Source organism: Carboxylicivirga taeanensis (assembly GCF_051851475.1).
Classification (GTDB): domain Bacteria; phylum Bacteroidota; class Bacteroidia; order Bacteroidales; family Marinilabiliaceae; genus Carboxylicivirga; species Carboxylicivirga taeanensis.
Genome location: NZ_JBPUSJ010000016.1, coordinates 22,688 through 41,767, shown reverse-complemented (window position 1 = coordinate 41,767; position 19,080 = coordinate 22,688). Strand labels below are relative to the sequence as shown.

Genomic DNA, 19,080 nt, shown 5'->3' with positions numbered 1-19,080 from the left:
ATCCTTGAAAGATATATCAGTAATATTATGCATACTTTCAAGAACACCTTATACATCCTGTTTGGCAGCAGAACCGGCAATTCAAAATCAGTAGCAGTATTGGCTCATGAATACGCAAAAAGTTTGGGCTATGCTTCGGAACTAAAAGATATGCAGGAGATGGACTTTCAGGATCTTCAGCAAATAGAACACCTACTACTTATTGTTAGTACCCATGGCGAAGGTGAGCCACCGGTACAGGCCGAGAGCTTTTACTCCTTTATTCACAGCTCAGATATGAAAGAACTTAACTGTCGCTATGCAGTATTAGGATTGGGCGACAGCAGTTACCGCTACTTTTGCCAGACCGGCGAAGATATTGACAAGCGACTGAGTGAGTTGGGTGGACAACGGGTGATGAGCCATGTAAAGTGCGACATTGATTTTGAAGAAACTGCAAAAAGCTGGGTGCTTGACGTGTTTGATACGCTCAAAGGAGAGTTATCACCAGTGCATCCGCCTCAAAAGGAAGGTTTTGTATTTGATTTAAAACTTGGCAACGACACCAACTCAGCCTACAAGGCTGAACTCTTAAGTAAAACCTTACTAACAGCCGAGAATAGTTCTAAAAAAGTGCTGCACGTAAGCCTCTCATTAAAGAATTCAGGACTGGACTATGAGCCGGGAGATGCGCTTGGCGTATATGGGGTTAACTCCAGGAGTTTAGTCGATCGTCTGCTTGGGGCGCTTGGCTTTGACAAAGCTTATCCGGTGCAGGTAAAAGAGCAGACACGCCTTTTGAAAGAGCTCCTGATACACGATTACGAGCTCACTATGCTGACTCCGCTCGTTGTGCGCAACTATGCCGAGATTGTCAACAATCCCGTCCTTAATAAGCTGATTACAAACAGCGCCCAACTGGAAGCTTATACAGCCGAAAGGGATGTGCTGGATTTAGTAAGCGATTACCCCGGAAACATCTCTGTGGAGCAACTTTTGGGGGTGCTTCGAAAGCTTAGCCAAAGGCTGTATTCCGTTGCCTCCAGCAGGCTGGTCGCAGGCGAAAAAGCTGATATCACCGTGAAAATTATTGAAAACCAGCATAACCAGCGGGTGCACGAAGGTGTTTGCTCCTCTTACCTTTGGAACCGTTTAGATGTGGGCGACCGCGTACCTGTTAGTCTCGAAACCATAGCTAAATTCAGATTGCCCGAAGATGACAATACACCCATTATTATGGTTGCTGCCGGAACAGGCATCGCCCCTTTCCGTGGCTTCTTACAGGAACGAAGTGCTCGCCAGGCAAAGGGGAAGAACTGGTTGTTTTTTGGCGAACGAAACAGCAAATCAGACTATTTGTACAAAGAGGATCTGGCTGAGTTTGTCAACACCGGGATACTCACACGATTAAACACTGCTTTTTCGAGGGATCAGGAAGAAAAAGTTTATGTTAGTCATCTGCTTGAGCAGCAAGCCAAAGAACTGATGGACTGGCTGAATAATGGAGCGATAATCTATGTTTGTGGCAGTAAAGACAAACTGGCTGTTTCAGTGCGCAACAGCCTGATCAAACTATTTGGCACCTGCCTTCAGTTAAATGAAGAGCAAGCCACACGCTACCTCGACGAACTAAAATCAAAAAGACTGTATCAGGAAGAAGTCTATTAAGATCTCCTGAGGCAGTCTTTCAAACTTCGTGGGCTCAATAATTATTATGAGCTAAACTTCTCAACCGGCTTCAGTTGATCAATCCAGGTGGCCTTCTCGTCATAGTGCATTAAAAAAGGCTTATACGACTTACTGTAATCACGATGACGAATGTACTGCATCTGAAAATACTTCTCTCCGTTCACCGGATTTTCGATAATGCCCATAATTTGAGCCTTCCCCATGGCGGCCGACATCGATGGCGCCGTTACCGTTTTGGCAAGACTTGCCGTTACGCGGATGGCATCGGTATAAATTTGATAGGCTTCGGCCAATGGCACCTGAAAATACCCATACGGCCCGGTTTCGCGTTCTATAAACATGTAGTAGGGCACCATGCCCATGTTTACCTGCTGATCCCACATGGTGGCCCATACGTCCGATGAGGCATTGATGTGATTCAATAAAGGTGACTGCGTCCGTATTTCGGCACCTGTGGCACGAATATTATCAACGGCCTCGGCAACCGCACTGTTCGACATTTCCTGGTAGTGGTTAAAATGGGCCATTATGGACAGGTGAATCCCCTTGTCTACAATGCGCTTGAATAAATCCAGCATCTCCTGAGCCTCATCATTGTATTGAGGTAAGAACACAAAGGGCCACCAGGTTAATGATTTGGTTCCGAAACGAATCGTCTTCAGATTTTTTAAATCAGCATTAAAAATTGTATCGATGTACTTACTAATAGTGCGTGGACTCATAATCATCGGATCGCCACCGGTAAACAAAAGCTCATGCAAATGCTCGTGCTGCCTGAAATAGTCGCACACCTGATCGATCTCTTTCATAGAAAATTGCAAATCCAAATCTTTAACAAACTGAGGCCAACGAAAGCAAAAGGTACAATTGGCATGGCAAGTTTGCCCCTGCGTTGGAAAAAATAGGGCTATATCGCGGTATTTGTGCTGCACCCCGGGAAGCGGCTCCCCATTTAGCAAAGGAATATTGGACTGCTGCTGGGCCGGATGGGGATTTAGGCTCATCCGAATGGCATTGGCTATCTGCGTTTGCTCGGCCTGCGGACGCCCCTGCTCTACTGCCCATTTCATTTTGTCATAATCTTCTTCCCTCAGCATATGGCGGTTGGGAAACGTCAGAATATAGCAGGGATCAGTGGCATAATTCGTCCAGTCAATTAAATAATCGACCACATAGTTATTGGCCTTAAAAGGCAATACCTTAGATACAATCTCAATCTCATGCTTCACCTCTTCGGGAAGCATCTTCATGTATTCAATCTGTCTGAAATTTTTTATGTTATAACTGGAAATCTTCATATAAATAACTGCTGGTATTGGTCTTCATTAATACCAACACAGCTAGTTGCATATTGTTTCAATTTTATAGCCAGTTACAACAAGTATCGCTCACCAAAAAGCAGTAAAAAAAATGGTTGCTGCCAATAACCTTGCAGCAACCACACATTCTTTTTTAGCATTTTCCGCGGGCACAGGGACTATTGGTGATAAAAATACCAAAAGCCAGTCCCATCAGAACGTTTTGTAAGGCCGTGTCGCTCCAATAGAGGCGGTTGGCTCCATTCTGTTCGAGAATAAATAAGCCATAGCCTATGGCAGCGCCAATAGCCGCATAAATAATGGTTTTTCTGAAGTGAGGCGAAGTAAGCTTTCGCTTTAGCCAACTTCCCTCATTCTCCAACTCAAGTTTTTTAAACTTAAAAGGCTCCATAATAAAGTTATTGACATGTGTAGCCCAGTGAATTTATGGTATCTTTTACAGTATTCAGCTCAATGTTATCGCCTTCCAGCGTCACAGTCTTCTCGGCCAGATTTACCCGGGCACTGTTTATGAAATCCAGTTTTTCCAAATTCGTTTCAACATTCGCTTTACAATGGTTGCAAGTCATTCCATCCACTTTAATTGTTTCTGTTGCCATAGTATATGTATTAATCAAATTAGCATTTTCACGTTTAGTTTTAAGATACTTTTGGAGGTAGCCATTTAGAATAAGCAATAGTAAAAGTACTCCCGAAGCAATCTGCCACCACTCCAGTCCTCCGCCATGATGATGTCCTAAATGCTGGTTCATTATTTGTGTAAACCAGGCTTGTGGCAGCGCATAATCAATTAGCAGTCCGAATAACAGGGAGCCAGCAATGATTGTTCCCAGATAGGCAAATAAGCTGCGCTTGCCCATTACTTTGCCAATCATTGTAATGGTGGCCGCGTTAGTAGCTGGTCCGGCCATTAGCAGCACAAAAGCTGCACCCGGACTAATTCCCTTCAGTATCAGTACCGCGGCTAAAGGAATAGAACCGGTAGCACAAATATATAAGGGTACCGACACAACTAAAATCAGCAGCATCTGCACAATTGGCGGCAAATTCAGTAATTCAAAAAAATCATTGGGGATAAGGGCCGAAATAACGGCGGCCAGCACCAAACCGATTACCAACCATTTAGAAATATCCTGAATAAACTCAACAAAGCCATATTGAAAAACATCCCTTACCTTTTGAAAGGTTGTTTTTTTGGTTCGCACCTCTTCTTTATACTCTCGGTTGTCCTGCTCATTGTTGGTTACCACACTGGTAATTAAGCCCCCGGTAACGCCTGTTACCAAGGCTGCCAACGGCCGAATGATGGCAAAGGGCAGTCCCATTAATGAAAAAGTAGCCAGAATTGAGTCCACACCTGTCTGCGGAGTAGATATCAGAAAAGAAACAGTTCCACCCTTCGATGCCCCGTTTTTATAGAAGGCAGTCCCGGTAGGAATAACGCCACAGGAGCACAAAGGCAGCGGAATGCCAAAAAAGGAAGCCAAAACGGACGAGCGCAACGGACTACCACTAAAGTACTTTTGAATGCTTTCCTTGGGAATAAATGCGTATAATAATCCGGCAAAGAAAAATCCCAAAAGCAGGTAGGGAGACATCTCACTTAAAATGGCAAAAAAATCTCCTAAAAACGATACTATAAAACTTTTTAAATCCATAAAATCTGTCTGTTAAAATTATCCACAGGCTCTTTCCACCTGTTAACAAGACAAAGTAAATGAGATTTAGGTTCAGATGTGTTACACGTTTTTGGAAAAGGCTTATATCATTTTGGACTAGACTTCATCCAGGGGCTTGCGCCGATGGTCTTTCAACTGCTTAAAATGGGAAGGCGTAAGGCCCGTAACTTTTTTAAACTGTCCGGATAAATGCTGCACACTGCTATAACCCAATTGCCAGGCAATTTCCTTCAAAGACAGTTCGTTATATGCCAGCAACTCTTTAGCCTTTTCAATTTTCTGGCTGATAATGTATTTCTCAATGGTAATGCCTTCAACCGATGAAAAGAGCTTACTCAGATACGAATAGTCATATCCCAAGGTCTTGGCCAAGTAGTCGGAGCTGTTAACCGACTCATCAAAACCAGCCGAATGATGAATTTTCTCGATTATTAGTGTTTTGATGCTATCGACCAGCTGCCCTTTCTTATCATCTATCAGCTCAAAACCATTTTCTTTCAGCACCTGACGCACCTCCTTCAGTTGCTCAAGCGATGGTTCACTATGAAGGTCAACAATGCCCAATTCAACCGATTTAACATCCAATTGCAGCTTATTAAACTCATCCTGCACCACCTTGATGCAGCGATTACAAACCATATTTTTAATATGTAGTGTGGTACCCATTACCTGAATGCTATTAGTGTTTGTGTTCCTTTTTTTGCTTGCCCGGCATATCCATCAGGGCTAAACCGGCATCTTTTAACAAGCCAATAGCCCACTTTACAATAACCAGTGAGCTGATAATGGCCGCAATCGTATCTATAAACGGAATGTCCCATTTCATGGCTGCCACCAAACCAATAATAGCACTTAAACTGGTAAAAGCATCGGCAATAACGTGAAGATATGCCGCCCGGATATTATGATCGGAATGCTCATGCTCGTGGTGTAGCAAAAATGCACTGGCTATATTTACTACCAAACCAATAGTAGCTACTAAAATAGCCTCTTTGTAAACTATTTCGGCCGGATGATACAGACGTCCTACCGCTTCTACCATAATAATAACTGCAAAAATTAACAGCATTAAGCCGCTGGTGTAGCCCGATAGTGACAACACTTTATCTGATCGCCCCTGCCCGGTTTGAACTGCCGACCAACGCCTGATAATAACATACGCCAGCCAGCTCAAACCTATGGCCAGCACATGCGACCCCATGTGAATACCATCGGCCAGTAGAGCCATCGATTTTGTGGTGATACCAAAAATAATTTCAACGACCATGGTCAGTGCCGTTAGCAGAACCACCCAAAGGGTTTTCTTTTCGTGCCGATGTTTATCCATAGAACCCAATACCTTTAATTAACAAAACTAACCGCTTTCGCAGGTTTTTCAAATAGCTAAAATTGGTGATTTTTGCTCACCCTGTAAATTTACAGCTCATATTTTTTGGATTAGCTAAAACATAAGTGATATATTAACGGCCTCCTGGTAAAGCTTAGTAATAACACACATGGAAAAATCAGTATTTGAAATAGCCAAAATGGACTGTCCCTCGGAAGAAAACCTTATCCGCATGCAACTGGACGGTATCAAAAGCATTCAACACCTGCAGTTTAACATTGGCGAAAGACAACTCACCGTTTATCACAATGGCGATATTGAGCAAATAGAGCAGCTGCTGGACGAGCTCAAACTGAATAGTAAGCGACTGAGCACCGCCACAGGCCACCAGGAGGAATTTACCGAGCCGTCCAATCAGCGAAAACTCCTTTGGTGGGTACTGATCATCAATTTTGCCTTTTTTATTATTGAGATGAGTACCGGGCTTCTTGCCAAATCTATGGGGCTGGTAGCCGACAGTTTAGATATGTTGGCCGATGCTTTTGTTTATGCCATCAGTCTAATGGCGGTTGGCAGCACCCTGCACAGAAAAAAACAGGTGGCACACCTGGCCGGCTACTTTCAAATAGTACTGGCTGTCATTGGCTTTGCAGAGGTAATCAGGCGCTATTTTAGTGATGAAAGGATGCCGGACTTCAGCACCATGATTATTGTTTCTGTGCTGGCGTTGGTAGCCAACAGTATTTGCCTATACCTGCTCCAAAGCTCCAAAAGCAAAGACGAGGCCCACATGAAAGCCAGCTTGATTTTTACCTCCAATGATGTCATCATCAATCTGGGCGTCATCGTCGCCGGCTTATTAGTGAACTGGCTAAACTCCAGCAAACCTGACTTAATTATTGGAACCATTGTATTTTTTCTGGTCGTACAGGGAGCCAGGCGTATTTTAAAGCTTGGCAAGTAAACGAATGACTTGGCACCGGCTATAACGCGACTACCCCACGTTGACCACTTCAGGCCTTAGCTCAACAGGTTGCCATTCACCGTCAATCAGTTCGGTGGTGTGCGTAAAACCTGCCTTTAATAGCAATTGAGCCACCTCATCAAAGCCATTAATCAGTTTATCGGGGTGGTGCGCATCGCTATTGATGGTAATGGGGATATTGAGTTTTTTAATTTGAGCAAAATGCTCCGGCCCCGGAAATAAATGACCATTGCGGAAAAAAGCCTTGGTATTAATCTCCACAATCACATCCTTTTCTTTAATTAGCTGCAAGGTTTTGTTCACCTCTTCAATGTACCAGCTGGCGTTTTCATCCAATAAGGACAAGCTCAGGTTGTGCATCTTCACTTTGTCCATGTGCCCGATAATGGTTGGGGTTGCCTGTTCTATCATCTCTCTTTGGAGCTCATAGTACCTGACTACAGCCTGCTGAATATCTCCTCCAAACGTTTCTTCTAATCCTTGCTTAAACTCCTCAACCGGCGCATCAACCGACCAGTGGGTACCGTCCTTCATCTGTCCGATAAAATGGACTGAGCCCACCACATAATCAAGGTCGGCACGCTGAATTAAAGCATCCTTTGGTGAAACAAGACCTGGAATATAATCAGCTTCAAGCGATTTAAAGACCTTGATCTGTCCTTTAAATTTTTCTTTGGCAGCCTCTACCTCCCGAAGGTAACTGTCTAAGTTGGCGGCTGGCATGTTCCAATCCGTTGCAAAAGGCACCGGGGCATGCGATGAAATACCAATGGCCTCCATCTTTAACTCAATCGCTTTCACAATATAATCCTCAATATGTCCCTGTCCGTCACAATAGTTGCAGTGCCCGTGGTAATTCGTCCATCCCATAACTTACTTCGCTATCAAAGGTTTAACCTATTCTTTGGTTTTACTGTTAATTCAAAAGCAAAAATTAAAAAATATCTTCAAACTAAAGCAAAAACAGCATTAATTTTTAATCAAACAATTCTTTTAAATGAAAAACATGAAATCGTATTGATTGTTTAACTTTGCAGCTTGCAAAATTGAAGGACATGGGTTTTATCGATGAAATAAAAAGACGACGTACGTTTGCCATTATCAGTCACCCTGATGCGGGTAAAACAACGTTGACTGAAAAATTACTCTTATTTGGCGGTGCCATTCACGTAGCCGGTGCTGTTAAATCCAATAAAATAAAAAAAACAGCTACCTCCGATTTTATGGAGATTGAAAAGCAGAGAGGAATCTCTGTGGCAACTTCGGTGATGGGGTTTGAATACGATGGTTACAAAGTAAACATTCTGGATACACCTGGTCACCAGGATTTTGCCGAAGACACCTTTCGTACACTGACAGCTGTTGACAGCGTAATTATTGTGGTGGACGCCGCTAAAGGTGTAGAGGCACAAACCCGCAAACTGATGGAGGTGTGCCGCATGCGCAACACGCCGGTGATTGTATTTATTAATAAGCTCGACCGCCCCAGTAAAGATCCCTTTGATTTGCTGGATGAAGTGGAAGAAGAGTTAAAAATTAAAGTGCGTCCCTTGAGTTGGCCGATAGGCAACGGCCCGGAATTTAAAGGCGTATATAACCTGTTTGACGAAAGCCTTTACTTATTTGAGCCCAACAAACAGGTGCTCGAAGAAGGTATTTCGATAAAAGACCTGAATGACCCGGCATTACAACAACAGATAGGCGACGATTCGGCCGACATGATTCGCGAGGAGCTGGAGCTGGTGAACGGTGTTTACCCAGAATTCGAATCTCATAGCTACCTGAATGCAGAAGTGGCGCCGGTATTTTTCGGCAGTGCCCTCAACAACTTTGGGGTGCGCGAACTATTACGCTGCTTTTTAAAGATTGCTCCCTCACCACAACCATCACAGGCCGAAGAGCGCATGGTAGACGCTGAAGAAGAGAAGTTTAGTGGTTTTGTATTTAAAATACACGCCAACATGGATCCCAACCATCGTAACCGCTTGGCTTTTTTGAAAATTTGTTCCGGTAAATTTCAGCGAAATACCAACTACCTGCATGTGCGCAATGGCAAGAACATGAAGTTCTCGAGTCCTACAGCTTTTATGGCCGATAAAAAATCCATCATTGATGAGGCCTATCCTGGAGATATTGTGGGGATTCCCGATACGGGCAACTTTAAAATTGGTGATACCGTAACAGCTGGCGAACAGCTGCATTACAAAGGACTCCCCAGCTTTTCGCCCGAACTGTTCAGGTACATCGAAAATGCCGACCCAATGAAGTCGAAACAGCTGGCAAAAGGTGTTGATCAGCTGATGGATGAAGGGGTAGCACAGCTCTTTGTCAGCCAGTTTAACGGTCGAAAAGTAATTGGAACGGTTGGTGCGCTTCAGTTCGAAGTAATTGAATACCGCCTATTGCACGAGTACGGTGCCAAATGCCGTTACGAGCCAATCAACCTTTACAAAGCCTGCTGGCTCGAAAGTGATGACAAGGCCCAATTAGACGATTTTAAAAAGCGTAAGCTGCAGTACATGGCGAAGGATAAATTTGGTCGTGATGTATTTATGGCCGACTCGGCGTATATGCTGCAAATGGCCGAGAGCAACTTTAAAAATATTAAATTCCACTTCACCTCGGAATTTTAAGAAAACAAGATATCTATTAAAAGGTGGGCCGAATTGGCTCACCTTTTTTTGTTGGCTTTAAGAGTCCCGGGTTTATTTCCTGATAAAAATAAAGTAAATTTATAGGAAACAAGCCCAACCGTTATGACTTCAGATTGCGATAAAAAACACAAAGGAGCTCCAGCGAGTAATTACTACTTATCTGTTGGCAGCCAAACCGATCGATCCATTATCATTCAAAAAGTTGATTTAGCCAGCTCACTGCAAACCGGCAAGGTCCCTTTTCTCTCAACCGCTGCTATGATTATTTATATGGAGCAGTGCTGCGTATCGCTCATCGACCCCAATTTGCCATTTGGCTACGATACGGTTAGCACAGAAATGAACGTGCGTCACCTCCACACAGCCAAGCTGGGCGAAGAAGTTATTTGCCGGGCCCATCTTAAGTTTATGGAAGGAAAAAAGCTGTTCTTTGATGTGGCCATGGTCAATAAAAAGGGGGAATCAATTGGTATTGGCGCCCACGAACGTTACATCGTATGCCATAACACCTTTGTTGAAGAACATGGCGGATAAAAAAAGGCTAACCCCATTGGTTAGCCTTGTGCTGTATTTTGCGATTCAATGAATCTTAAAAATTAAATACGGTCATTATCGGGTTGCTGCCTGCCTCATACTCTTCTTCGGTACTCAAGCCATCTTCAGTACGACCTAATACCACCAGTTTACCAGCTTTAGATAAAGCCATCACACGATTGGTACGACCATCGAAATCAACACCGGCAAATGGAGTATTGTCATAATCTCCGATAACAGCAGCGCTCTTTGATAACTCCGATCCGGGCTCAATATAAACCGTATTGCTGCACAGTTTACCATATACATAATACAACACACGACCATCGCGCGAAACAGTGAGCGGATTAGGCGAGCTGGCAAGTTTATCACCCAACACGAAATCAACCGGTTCGTTAGTCAGGTAAGTCGTATCACGTTCTGTCGGCAAATCTTTATCCAGCGTTTCAGTCACAAACTCCCGATCTAATTTTACCAATGCCTGCTGAGCGCCATCGCAATACACCCATACTTTGCGGTCAATGTCTACCACCATGTCAATGGGGTTCGAAAAGCTGAGATTCACCGTATCTGCTTTTTGATGATTACTCATATCGATAACAAAAACCTGCGCCCCTGCTGTTGCATCGCCCTGACAGGCCACATACAAATATTTACCTGAGGAGGTGAGCTTTTTGTGCCCCGGGAGTGAGTTCGTAGGTTTTTACAACCTGATTGGCCGCTAAATCGTACAACGACACACTGGAATCGCCATGGGCCACATATAATTTTGACTCGCCAGCAAGCAGGATATCCTTAGGGTTGGTGAACTCGTCCAGACTTCCGGCGTTCGTTCTTCGCTCCAGGTCTATCCGTTCAATACTATTTGCCGATGGAACCGCTACATAGGCTATGCCCTTTGGAAAATTCGACGGCTTATGAATGGCAATTGTGGTCGCTCCGGGACCTATGTCGGTATAAATATCCTGTTGACAAGTTTCCCGTTCGTAATTGTAATAACTGATGCTGCCATTGCCAGCTCCCTGGTTTAAAATAAAAGCTCCCTGATGTCCTTCCAGATTATAAATATTCACATCATCACAGGCACTAAAACCAATAAGAGACGCCAACCCTGCGGCCAATAGTATTTTCTTCATATGTCCTATTTCTCTATTTTTCTGTATTAATGAGGCGTTTGCCCTTTTTGAATTACCAAAGATATTATTCCTTTTTAAATTATTGGCAGACCAGCTTACAGATTTTGGCCACATTCGCCCGCGTAAAAAAAATAAGGCCGACTTGCAGGCCGGCCTTAATAAATTTTCCCTCTAATGCGAGGTGAATATGCAGATCAACTGTGATTAGTTAATATCAAACATCATTATTGGTGAAATACCACAGTCCAACTCCTTCACAAAAGTCGCGTCCGAAGTATACACATTTACTTTACCAGCCTGAGTGGCACCGGGCGCAATAAAGCTGTACACATTATCTGTTAGTGAATTAACCGCAATTCCATTTAAGCCAGCCAGTCCTTCGGCAAAATTAGTACTTTCGAAAGTCTTAGTGGCGACATCAAAAACAGCAATGGCCCCGGTTAAGTTCCAATTGGCATCGTAAGCAGTAGTCATCACATACAGCTTCGAAAATGACTTATCGGCTGCCAATATGTTGGCATAGGTTGAGCTAACACCTGATAACTTATAGGTGGTCAATTCATCGGTTGTTGTATTGATATACCCCAGTCCATCTTCGGTTGTAGGATTGCTATATGTATTTACTAAAGACACATACAAATTGTCGTTTGCATCCTTAATAAAATAAGAGCTCACCGCCGGAGTGGTGATGTATGAGATTGCCTCGCTTGACAAGTCAATAACGGCAATTTTAGTATCGTAATTCAGTGCCGCATACAATTTGCCATTAACAATTGCTAAACCTTCCGGTCCGCCAGGTAAGTCGAAGCGCCCAACTACGGTGTTAGTCGTTAAATCAATTTTCGCAATATACGAGAGGCTGGTATCTGTCCAGATATCCCCTCCCCAGCACGAAACATACAAGTAATTGTCGTCGCCAACGCAGTAACGTGGCTTCACAATTCCGTCGGTAATTCCGTTCTCGTTTTGTTTAAAACTGGTAGCATCAACGTAATTTATTTGGTCAACGTTGTTACCCATGAAATATACCTTTCCTTTGTAATTATAGGCATACTGCACATTTGAAACCATGTGTTTCCCATTTACATAGGTAAAATAGCCGTTGGTTATCTCATCGGTCACTTTATCATACAAGGAAATGGTTGTTTTTTCGCCGGAGTAACCACCATAGTTAATCACATAGCTAAACTCACTGACAGTTACCACTTTCTCAGTGGAATCTTTAACACCTCCATTGTCAACAATTAGTTTAACAGGGTACTTGCCACCAACCTGATAGGTGTGCTCGGGTGTTTCCTCTGTTGAAGTCTCCCCATCACCAAAGTGCCACTGGTAGCTGGTTGCTCCTGCCGAATAGTTGGTAAAAGTTACTGCTTCGCCAACCGAAACAGCATAAGAAGAAGCCTCAAACTGAGCCTTCACAACTGGTTGCGCGTCATCATCCTCACAAGAGGTAAAGAAAAAGACTGAAACCAGCATTACTGCTAAACAACTTAAAAGATTGCTTTTCATTTTTCTAATATTAAGGTTTTATTTTATTTGAAATTATACGTTATACTCACCCTGTAATTGGCCCGGGGCATTGGATACCCGTAGGACGACTGATAGTCCTTATTCGTAAGATTATTAAACGAACCGGCAATACGCAGAACGTTGTCGCGATTGATTTGGCAGCGATAAGCCAACTGAGCATTTAAAAGGACTAATTCCGGAAGCATTTTGTCGCCCTGCGAGATGTATTGTTCGTCAGTATAACTCGCATCAAGCCCGGCCATAATGTTTTTATAGGAGCCATTAACATACAGTACGCCCCTGTGCAACGGCACGTACTCCAGTTGCCGTCCGATGGCCATGTTTTCGCTATTGGAGTTATTGGCAGCCTTTCTAACCACCGGATTGTAGGTGTAATTCATTCCGCTATTAAGCCCGTATTGACCCAATATCCAGTTCCAGTCGGTACTGATTTCGAGGCCTTTGCTTTGCACGCGCTGCACATTTTGAGCTTCCCATCCCCCATTATTTACCCATAGTAGCCAGTTGTCCACATCTAAATAAAACGCATTGAGTTTGAGATGTCCAACAAGCTGTTCGCTGGCATAGCTCAGTTTTGTCCCCAGCTCGTAATTCATCCCTTTTTCTGGCTTCAGGTCTGGATTCCCACCTGGTATCCAATAGCGATCATTAAAGGTGGGCACCCGATAGCTGCGCGACACATTTCCTGTAAAACTCCACACATACGAATCGCCCGAAACAGCATTGAAAGAGAAGCCCAAAGCTGGTGTTAAGGGCACCGAATAGTTGGTTACAAAAGCTTGTCGAATGTTGATCGTTAAGGTTAACTTATTAAAGAAACTATGGAAATAGGAAAGATACAGATCTGTCCAGTTTTCATGACTCAGGTCCGTATCATAAGCATACACATCCGGATAAATGGATTTCAGGCTCACGCCTGTTTTAATGCCATTGTTGATGCCCAGCTTATAATCGGCCTCAGCTTTTCCTAAAACACGCTGGGTTGCAATGTTATCTGTTGACTGGTTGTGAACCGAATTATCGTATACATAGCCTGCTCCAACCAACCATGAAACCCGCTGCTGTTTACTGGTATACTCCGACCATAAGCGCACATGCTCATCCATCAATGTTTCGCGAACATTGGGCTGAAGGGCATTTGTTTGCATATTCTGCTGAATCTCGTGCCAGTCGTGCTCAAACCAGGCCTTAAACGTTAAAGCGCTTCTTTCATTAAACCGGTAGTTAAACTCCTGGATAACTCCCTTGTTATCGATGCTGGCATTTTGTTGAACATCCTCCCCAAAATCGCCTTTCTTGTCATAATCATAGGTCGTGTTATAGAAAGGGAAATCGTTGGCTTTAGCATAATAGAAAGCTCGTGTAACACCTTCCCACTTACCATTACCATAAAAGAGTTTTGTTCCGTACAACTGTTCTCCAAAGGAGCCATTGGCCACACGCAGCTCCGCTTTCAGGCCATCCACCCAATAGTTGTTCATCCCTAAATGAATAGCGCCCCCAATACTTCCTGAACCATTTACAACAGAAGCACTGCCATACTGCAAGCCAATTTCGTCGAACAGATACATGGGTACATTGCTCACATTGGAATGCCCCAGTGTTAAAGAATTGATATTGATACCACCAAAATTAATACTGGTGTGGTCGGGTGAGGTCCCTCTCAGGCGAATAGTTGATAAGGAACCCGCCATGCCTTTAACTGCCACGGGTGTGTATCGCAACAGCAACTGCTCCAGGCTTCCATCTTGCATCGCCAGAAATTGCGCCTGTTTTACTTTTTCAATTTTAGAGCCGGCCTGAAAACGGCTGATACTATGCCCCGTTACCACCACCTCTTCGACTCTCACTGAATCACGCACCACATCATCGCCCAAAACTGGCAACGACGCCACCAAAAACACCACTAACAGTTTACACCTCATCTTTTTCCAGGTTAATTAAACTGTTCTGACAATACGGATATTGAATACACAAAGAATGTATCGTTCTGCATTTATTCCGAATGACATGAACAATTGAATACTCTTTGGCAGGTCTTCTGACTTATTCCACCGCAACCGCCTTCCCGTTCCCCGAACAGTGGCTTTGTTGATTACGGCTTTATTCCGGCCTGATGCCGGAAGGAACTTACAGCAGCGGATACTGTTGCCGACTCTCACGGCATTCCCTCTTCATCACGTGGCACTGATGATGCCTTGTGAACCAAATCGGTGCAAAAGTAATGGAAAAGTAAATCAGAAAAAATCTTTTTCCGACTTTTTTATCTGAAATAGTGCATTCGTCTGGCTGACAATTAATGACAACATTTTACCTCCGTGGTGTCCTCTTTAAATTCCGGACTGAGGTATGGGATGCCCAGGTTCATGCCACGAAGGATAAACAGCAATCCAAGCAGGATGATAAAGACGGGAATGGCTCGACGGAGTCGATGCAAGAAACGGCTTTTGATGATGTTGGCGAAATAGGCGACCGCAAACATTAAAGGCAAAGTGCCCAAACCAAAAAACACCATAAACAAAACGCTATTACTAAGGCTGCTGGAAGTGATGGCTCTGGAAATAGCCACATACACCAAACCACAAGGTAAAAAACCATTTAACACACCAATAACCAGCAGGTTACTTAGCCGCTTTCGGTTTAGCGAGTCGCCAATCTTCTTTTTCAGGGTGCTATAGATGGAGGTGGATACTTTACTGGTTGACTTTGGCAGCTTTATGACCCCCGGTAACACAACGGACAGTATCATAAGCACCCCGCAGGCAATGGACACCCACTGCTGCACACCTGACAGCTTCAGGCCGGCACCCAGTAGGCCAAAAATTAAACCGAGCAAGCCATAGGTAACCGCCCGGCCTATATTGTACAAAACAGCCCCGGTGGCTTTTTGAGCAACAGAACGCGTAGGTAAAGGTAAGGCCAACGCGAGCGGGCCGCACATGCCTACGCAATGCAAGCTCCCCAGGAAACCAAAAATAAATCCTTCTAATATGTACATGGCGAATTAATCTACAAAAATAGCCTGTTTGGTGAGATAAGGTTGCCCATTGGCCTGCCATTCAATAATTAGCTCATACTTACCACCTCTCAAAGCATCTTTTGTTATCCTCATCTGATAGGCTGCATTCAGTTTAATCTCTTGCTCTATATCCAAATCTTTATCTGATGGCCTGTATAAGTGCACCAGTCCGCTGATGGCATTTGCATCAGCAATATCATCAGGAAACTGAATCAACAAGGATTCGCCCAATGACACCTCTACTTTTTTGCTTAGCGCATGATAGTTTTTAAGTTTTTCAATCTGATCATCGTACTTCAGCTCTTTAGGATAGTAATCTTCAGTTACCATGTCTATGCGCTCGTTGGTTACAATAAATACGAGGCTTACAAATCCTAAAACAGCAGTTGCGATTACTACTACAATGCCATGTCCCCAATTAAATTTCATCGGTATGTGTTTTTGTTAGGTTACTTAGTCGTTTAGGGGCCTACAAAAGTGGTGTGAATGGTTTCAATCAACTCCTCCCCGTTGTAGATACCCAGTACAACAGGGGTGTTGCTGCCGCTCATTTGCTCTTTAGTTAGTTTCACCAAAAAAGCTCCCTGTATCTTTTCCTGCTTCTTCACCGTCATGCTGCTCCCTGCTAACTCCACCTTTCCTTCAGGAGACACCAGTTTGATGCTAAGATGCCCTTCATTATCTGTTTTATTGATGATCTTATAATTATAAATATTGGAATACGTGTTTTCATCCAGTTTTTGATACAAAGACCCCTGTACGCGCAATATGGTAGTTTCGTAGCTCGAACGTAAGGTGAACAGCACTACTAAAACACCAATTAAAGCAGCCGTTAAAGCCGTGTAAGCAACAACGCGGGGCGTCCATTTGAATGACGAACCATTGATGATGTTATTTTGCGAAGTGATGCGGATGAGTCCTTCCGGCAAATTATACCGACGCATGGTACTGTCGCAGGCATCCATACAGGCTGTGCAATTAATGCACTCCAGCTGTATGCCATTGCGAATATCAATACCGGTTGGACAAACGCTCACACATTTATGACAATTCACGCAATCGCCCTTTCCGGCAGCCGCACGGTCTTCTCCATTGCGCATGGGTGCCCGCCCCTCTCCTCGCTTATAATCGTAGGTCACCATCAGGGTATTGTTGTCGAGCAAGGCACCTTGCAGCCGACCATAAGGGCACACCAGTGAGCAGACTTGTTCCCTGAAATAGGCGAAGACAAAATAGAAGGCCCCGGTAAACACCATTATGGCAATAAACACGCTCATATTTTCGGCGGGTGAACTCACAATGTACTGATGCACAGTTTCCGCTCCTACAATATAGGCCATCATCGTGTGGGTAATCGCCCAGGAAATCACAATGAAAATAAAATGCTTCAGCACCGAACGCCACACCTTGTCAAAGGTATCTTCCCCTTTGGCCCTGATGCGCTGCTGATCGCCACTTCCCTCAATCCAGTATTCAATCCGACGAAACACCATTTCCATAAAAATGGTTTGCGGGCAGGCCCAGCCACACCAAATACGGCCATACACCACCGTAAAGGTGACGATGGAAATAATAATGGTAATCAGGCCAATTACAAACAAATGAAAATCCTGTGGCCAAAAGACCACTCCAAACAATACAAACTTTCGCTGCAGAATGTTGAACAATAATAAGGGCTCATCCCCAACTTTAATATGTGGTGCTGCAAATAAAAACACCAGAAGAATCACCCCTACAATCGTGCGGGCATTGTAATATTTCCCCTTGGGCTGGTTGGCATACACCCAGTTACGCCGCCCCTCTTCATTCATGGTCACTATCCGATCGCGAAAAGAATTTTGGTCGTTGTTCATTTGATTTATTTGGAAATCTGGTTATTTGCAAATTTGATTAACTGTAATAATTGTCAATTCTAATATTATACTAACAACTTCATTATTTCGGCAATCCTTTGTGAAAAGCATTCAATTTATTAGACAACTCATTAATCTCTCCTCTATATTGCTCTAGGGCATTATCATCAATATATCCCAAGTCGTTTGACAAAATCAACTGATTTAATACTTCCAATAAGCTTGTAAAAGCAATTTCAATAAACCGAGCTCGTTCTTTATGACTAAAACGTCCACTTCCTTCTGCAATATTTGAAGAGATAGAAACACACGCTCTTCGTAACTGATTTGTCAAACCAAACTTCTCATTCTCAGGAAATATTTGCGTCGTTTGGTAAACCCTCTTTACTAGTTGACGAGAAAGATGCCAAATTTCAAGTTTTTCGAAGTTATAGATATACATATCTTGAGCTACCTAGCTTAAGCGATTAACCAAATTAACAAATATGCAAAGAACAATTATGGTACATACTTCTCCCCTTCGGGTGCCTTGGGGTTTGGTGGATTGGTTCCCTGCAGAGTGGTTATGTAACTGGCTACCTGATGAATTTGCTTGGCTGACAGCTGGCCTTTCCAGGCAATCATCCCCTTCTCTACCACCCCATTATTTATTATTCGGGTGATATCGGCAAAACTTCCGCCATGAATCCAATATTCGTCAGTAAGGTTTGGCCCTACCAGCCCCTGCCCTTCGGCCAAATGGCAGACTGCACAGTTTGTTTTGTATATTTTTGCCCCTTTCTCCAGTCCGGCTGCATCGGCTAAAGGCACGGAGAAATCAATGTCGGCCATCTGGATACTTATCCCTCCTGCTGCTTCCTCTTCTTCTTCAGGATTAGCGGCTAACATGGCCTTTTCATACTCCTGTATCTGCAAATCGCCATCTCCGTAAAAATGGTACTTTGCCAGGTAGACGTAGCCAAAAAGAATTGAAAAAATAAAAATAAAGGTAAGCCACCAGGGCGGGTTATTGGCTAGTTCACGTATCCCGTCAAACTCGTGCTCCGGCACAAACTTATCATTGGTTAAGGGGTCTATTTCAGGAAATTCCTGCTGTTTTTTATTTTCTTCCATTATGTGAAATAATAAATTAGCAGAGGTCACCACCAAAGCCGTGACCAGCTGCTCAATTTTTAAATTATTCGTTTGACAGCGGCAACTCATCGGCCTTATCAGTGGCATAATTGGCTACTTCATCGATGTATTCTTTCTTCATACGAATCACCATGTAGGTCACCACCAAAAAAAAGGTGAAAAAGATGAAGAAAGAGATTATGGGGTAAATCTCTACACCCGAAATCGATTCTAAATAATGTCGTACCAGTTTCATACTA

Annotated in this window: 20 protein-coding genes and 1 riboswitch; of the genes, 4 read left to right on the top strand and 16 right to left on the bottom strand. The window is 43.7% G+C overall.

All coding sequences use genetic code 11. The features are described 5' to 3' along the window. Nucleotides 1–27: 27 nt before the first annotated feature. The gene (locus ACSX1H_RS17180) at nucleotides 28–1,647 is read left to right on the top strand and encodes a diflavin oxidoreductase (protein ID WP_439185473.1); all 1,620 of its coding nucleotides are present in this window, start codon (nucleotides 28–30) and stop codon (nucleotides 1,645–1,647) included. A 44-nt stretch (nucleotides 1,648–1,691) separates the two neighbouring features. Here the strand turns inward: ACSX1H_RS17180 and ACSX1H_RS17175 are convergent, their stop codons facing one another. From ACSX1H_RS17175 to ACSX1H_RS17155, 5 genes are all read right to left on the bottom strand, one after another. Continuing rightward, a complete protein-coding gene (locus ACSX1H_RS17175; RefSeq protein WP_439185472.1) occupies nucleotides 1,692–2,966 on the bottom strand; it encodes a KamA family radical SAM protein in 1,275 nt (424 codons plus the stop codon). A gap of 154 nt (nucleotides 2,967–3,120) precedes the next feature. Continuing rightward, nucleotides 3,121–3,378, bottom strand: a complete 258-nt coding sequence (locus tag ACSX1H_RS17170; protein WP_439185471.1) for a hypothetical protein — start codon at nucleotides 3,376–3,378, stop codon at nucleotides 3,121–3,123. Nucleotides 3,379–3,385: 7 nt separating this feature from the next. Next, nucleotides 3,386–4,645 (bottom strand): permease, encoded by a 1,260-nt coding sequence (locus ACSX1H_RS17165; RefSeq protein ID WP_439185470.1) that lies wholly within the window; start codon nucleotides 4,643–4,645, stop codon nucleotides 3,386–3,388. A 117-nt stretch (nucleotides 4,646–4,762) separates the two neighbouring features. Continuing rightward, a complete protein-coding gene (locus tag ACSX1H_RS17160) occupies nucleotides 4,763–5,332 on the bottom strand; it encodes an AraC family transcriptional regulator (protein ID WP_439185469.1) in 570 nt (189 codons plus the stop codon). A 13-nt stretch (nucleotides 5,333–5,345) separates the two neighbouring features. Further along, on the bottom strand, nucleotides 5,346–5,993 hold the full coding sequence (locus tag ACSX1H_RS17155; RefSeq protein ID WP_439185468.1) for a cation diffusion facilitator family transporter: 648 nt from the start codon (nucleotides 5,991–5,993) through the stop codon (nucleotides 5,346–5,348). A gap of 169 nt (nucleotides 5,994–6,162) precedes the next feature. On the opposite strand from ACSX1H_RS17155, the gene ACSX1H_RS17150 reads away from it, so the two are divergent. Then, nucleotides 6,163–6,957 (top strand): cation efflux transmembrane domain-containing protein, encoded by a 795-nt coding sequence (locus tag ACSX1H_RS17150; protein ID WP_439185467.1) that lies wholly within the window; start codon nucleotides 6,163–6,165, stop codon nucleotides 6,955–6,957. A 30-nt stretch (nucleotides 6,958–6,987) separates the two neighbouring features. On the opposite strand, the gene ACSX1H_RS17145 is transcribed toward ACSX1H_RS17150, so the two are convergent. Then, nucleotides 6,988–7,848, bottom strand: coding sequence for a histidinol-phosphatase (locus ACSX1H_RS17145; protein ID WP_439185466.1), 861 nt, complete (start codon nucleotides 7,846–7,848; stop codon nucleotides 6,988–6,990). A gap of 185 nt (nucleotides 7,849–8,033) precedes the next feature. Between ACSX1H_RS17145 and ACSX1H_RS17140 the strand changes: the two genes are divergently transcribed. Continuing rightward, nucleotides 8,034–9,611 (top strand): peptide chain release factor 3, encoded by a 1,578-nt coding sequence (locus ACSX1H_RS17140; protein ID WP_439185465.1) that lies wholly within the window; start codon nucleotides 8,034–8,036, stop codon nucleotides 9,609–9,611. Between the two features lie 123 nt (nucleotides 9,612–9,734). Next, the gene (locus tag ACSX1H_RS17135; protein WP_439185464.1) at nucleotides 9,735–10,166 is read left to right on the top strand and encodes a thioesterase family protein; all 432 of its coding nucleotides are present in this window, start codon (nucleotides 9,735–9,737) and stop codon (nucleotides 10,164–10,166) included. Between the two features lie 55 nt (nucleotides 10,167–10,221). Here the strand turns inward: ACSX1H_RS17135 and ACSX1H_RS17130 are convergent, their stop codons facing one another. The 10 genes from ACSX1H_RS17130 to ACSX1H_RS17085 form a co-directional block, all read right to left on the bottom strand. After that, on the bottom strand, nucleotides 10,222–10,809 hold the full coding sequence (locus tag ACSX1H_RS17130; protein WP_439185463.1) for a hypothetical protein: 588 nt from the start codon (nucleotides 10,807–10,809) through the stop codon (nucleotides 10,222–10,224). A gap of 10 nt (nucleotides 10,810–10,819) precedes the next feature. Continuing rightward, entirely contained in the window at nucleotides 10,820–11,302 is a 483-nt protein-coding gene (locus tag ACSX1H_RS17125; RefSeq protein WP_439185462.1) for a YncE family protein, read from the bottom strand. A 204-nt stretch (nucleotides 11,303–11,506) separates the two neighbouring features. After that, on the bottom strand, nucleotides 11,507–12,814 hold the full coding sequence (locus tag ACSX1H_RS17120) for a PKD domain-containing protein (RefSeq protein WP_439185461.1): 1,308 nt from the start codon (nucleotides 12,812–12,814) through the stop codon (nucleotides 11,507–11,509). A 23-nt stretch (nucleotides 12,815–12,837) separates the two neighbouring features. Then, nucleotides 12,838–14,760 carry a TonB-dependent receptor plug domain-containing protein gene (locus tag ACSX1H_RS17115; protein WP_439185460.1) on the bottom strand — a complete coding sequence of 641 codons (1,923 nt, stop codon included), beginning with the start codon at nucleotides 14,758–14,760 and terminating at the stop codon, nucleotides 12,838–12,840. A gap of 89 nt (nucleotides 14,761–14,849) precedes the next feature. Continuing rightward, a riboswitch (cobalamin riboswitch) is annotated at nucleotides 14,850–15,060 on the bottom strand. Between the two features lie 71 nt (nucleotides 15,061–15,131). Further along, nucleotides 15,132–15,833, bottom strand: coding sequence for a sulfite exporter TauE/SafE family protein (locus tag ACSX1H_RS17110; protein ID WP_439185459.1), 702 nt, complete (start codon nucleotides 15,831–15,833; stop codon nucleotides 15,132–15,134). A 6-nt stretch (nucleotides 15,834–15,839) separates the two neighbouring features. Further along, a complete protein-coding gene (locus tag ACSX1H_RS17105) occupies nucleotides 15,840–16,283 on the bottom strand; it encodes a FixH family protein (protein ID WP_439185458.1) in 444 nt (147 codons plus the stop codon). Nucleotides 16,284–16,315: 32 nt separating this feature from the next. Beyond that, nucleotides 16,316–17,707 (bottom strand): cytochrome c oxidase accessory protein CcoG, encoded by a 1,392-nt coding sequence (ccoG, locus tag ACSX1H_RS17100; RefSeq protein WP_439185457.1) that lies wholly within the window; start codon nucleotides 17,705–17,707, stop codon nucleotides 16,316–16,318. An 82-nt stretch (nucleotides 17,708–17,789) separates the two neighbouring features. Next, nucleotides 17,790–18,149, bottom strand: coding sequence for a four helix bundle protein (locus ACSX1H_RS17095; RefSeq protein WP_439185456.1), 360 nt, complete (start codon nucleotides 18,147–18,149; stop codon nucleotides 17,790–17,792). 56 nt (nucleotides 18,150–18,205) lie between these two features. Continuing rightward, the gene (locus ACSX1H_RS17090) at nucleotides 18,206–18,820 is read right to left on the bottom strand and encodes a c-type cytochrome (protein WP_439185455.1); all 615 of its coding nucleotides are present in this window, start codon (nucleotides 18,818–18,820) and stop codon (nucleotides 18,206–18,208) included. Nucleotides 18,821–18,884: 64 nt separating this feature from the next. Further along, the gene (locus ACSX1H_RS17085) at nucleotides 18,885–19,076 is read right to left on the bottom strand and encodes a cbb3-type cytochrome c oxidase subunit 3 (protein WP_439185454.1); all 192 of its coding nucleotides are present in this window, start codon (nucleotides 19,074–19,076) and stop codon (nucleotides 18,885–18,887) included. Nucleotides 19,077–19,080 lie beyond the last annotated feature (4 nt).

What these genes read in the sequence shown, in the direction of transcription:
- ACSX1H_RS17180 (WP_439185473.1), top strand. Translation starts at nt 28, where the DNA reads ATGCATACTTTCAAGAACACCTTATACATCCTGTTTGGCAGCAGAACC.
- ACSX1H_RS17175 (WP_439185472.1), bottom strand. Translation starts at nt 2,966, where the DNA reads ATGAAGATTTCCAGTTATAACATAAAAAATTTCAGACAGATTGAATAC.
- ACSX1H_RS17170 (WP_439185471.1), bottom strand. Translation starts at nt 3,378, where the DNA reads ATGGAGCCTTTTAAGTTTAAAAAACTTGAGTTGGAGAATGAGGGAAGT.
- ACSX1H_RS17165 (WP_439185470.1), bottom strand. Translation starts at nt 4,645, where the DNA reads ATGGATTTAAAAAGTTTTATAGTATCGTTTTTAGGAGATTTTTTTGCC.
- ACSX1H_RS17160 (WP_439185469.1), bottom strand. Translation starts at nt 5,332, where the DNA reads ATGGGTACCACACTACATATTAAAAATATGGTTTGTAATCGCTGCATC.
- ACSX1H_RS17155 (WP_439185468.1), bottom strand. Translation starts at nt 5,993, where the DNA reads ATGGATAAACATCGGCACGAAAAGAAAACCCTTTGGGTGGTTCTGCTA.
- ACSX1H_RS17150 (WP_439185467.1), top strand. Translation starts at nt 6,163, where the DNA reads ATGGAAAAATCAGTATTTGAAATAGCCAAAATGGACTGTCCCTCGGAA.
- ACSX1H_RS17145 (WP_439185466.1), bottom strand. Translation starts at nt 7,848, where the DNA reads ATGGGATGGACGAATTACCACGGGCACTGCAACTATTGTGACGGACAG.
- ACSX1H_RS17140 (WP_439185465.1), top strand. Translation starts at nt 8,034, where the DNA reads ATGGGTTTTATCGATGAAATAAAAAGACGACGTACGTTTGCCATTATC.
- ACSX1H_RS17135 (WP_439185464.1), top strand. Translation starts at nt 9,735, where the DNA reads ATGACTTCAGATTGCGATAAAAAACACAAAGGAGCTCCAGCGAGTAAT.
- ACSX1H_RS17125 (WP_439185462.1), bottom strand. Translation starts at nt 11,302, where the DNA reads ATGAAGAAAATACTATTGGCCGCAGGGTTGGCGTCTCTTATTGGTTTT.
- ACSX1H_RS17120 (WP_439185461.1), bottom strand. Translation starts at nt 12,814, where the DNA reads ATGAAAAGCAATCTTTTAAGTTGTTTAGCAGTAATGCTGGTTTCAGTC.
- ACSX1H_RS17115 (WP_439185460.1), bottom strand. Translation starts at nt 14,760, where the DNA reads ATGAGGTGTAAACTGTTAGTGGTGTTTTTGGTGGCGTCGTTGCCAGTT.
- ACSX1H_RS17110 (WP_439185459.1), bottom strand. Translation starts at nt 15,833, where the DNA reads ATGTACATATTAGAAGGATTTATTTTTGGTTTCCTGGGGAGCTTGCAT.
- ACSX1H_RS17105 (WP_439185458.1), bottom strand. Translation starts at nt 16,283, where the DNA reads ATGAAATTTAATTGGGGACATGGCATTGTAGTAGTAATCGCAACTGCT.
- ccoG (WP_439185457.1), bottom strand. Translation starts at nt 17,707, where the DNA reads ATGAACAACGACCAAAATTCTTTTCGCGATCGGATAGTGACCATGAAT.
- ACSX1H_RS17095 (WP_439185456.1), bottom strand. Translation starts at nt 18,149, where the DNA reads ATGTATATCTATAACTTCGAAAAACTTGAAATTTGGCATCTTTCTCGT.
- ACSX1H_RS17090 (WP_439185455.1), bottom strand. Translation starts at nt 18,820, where the DNA reads ATGGAAGAAAATAAAAAACAGCAGGAATTTCCTGAAATAGACCCCTTA.
- ACSX1H_RS17085 (WP_439185454.1), bottom strand. Translation starts at nt 19,076, where the DNA reads ATGAAACTGGTACGACATTATTTAGAATCGATTTCGGGTGTAGAGATT.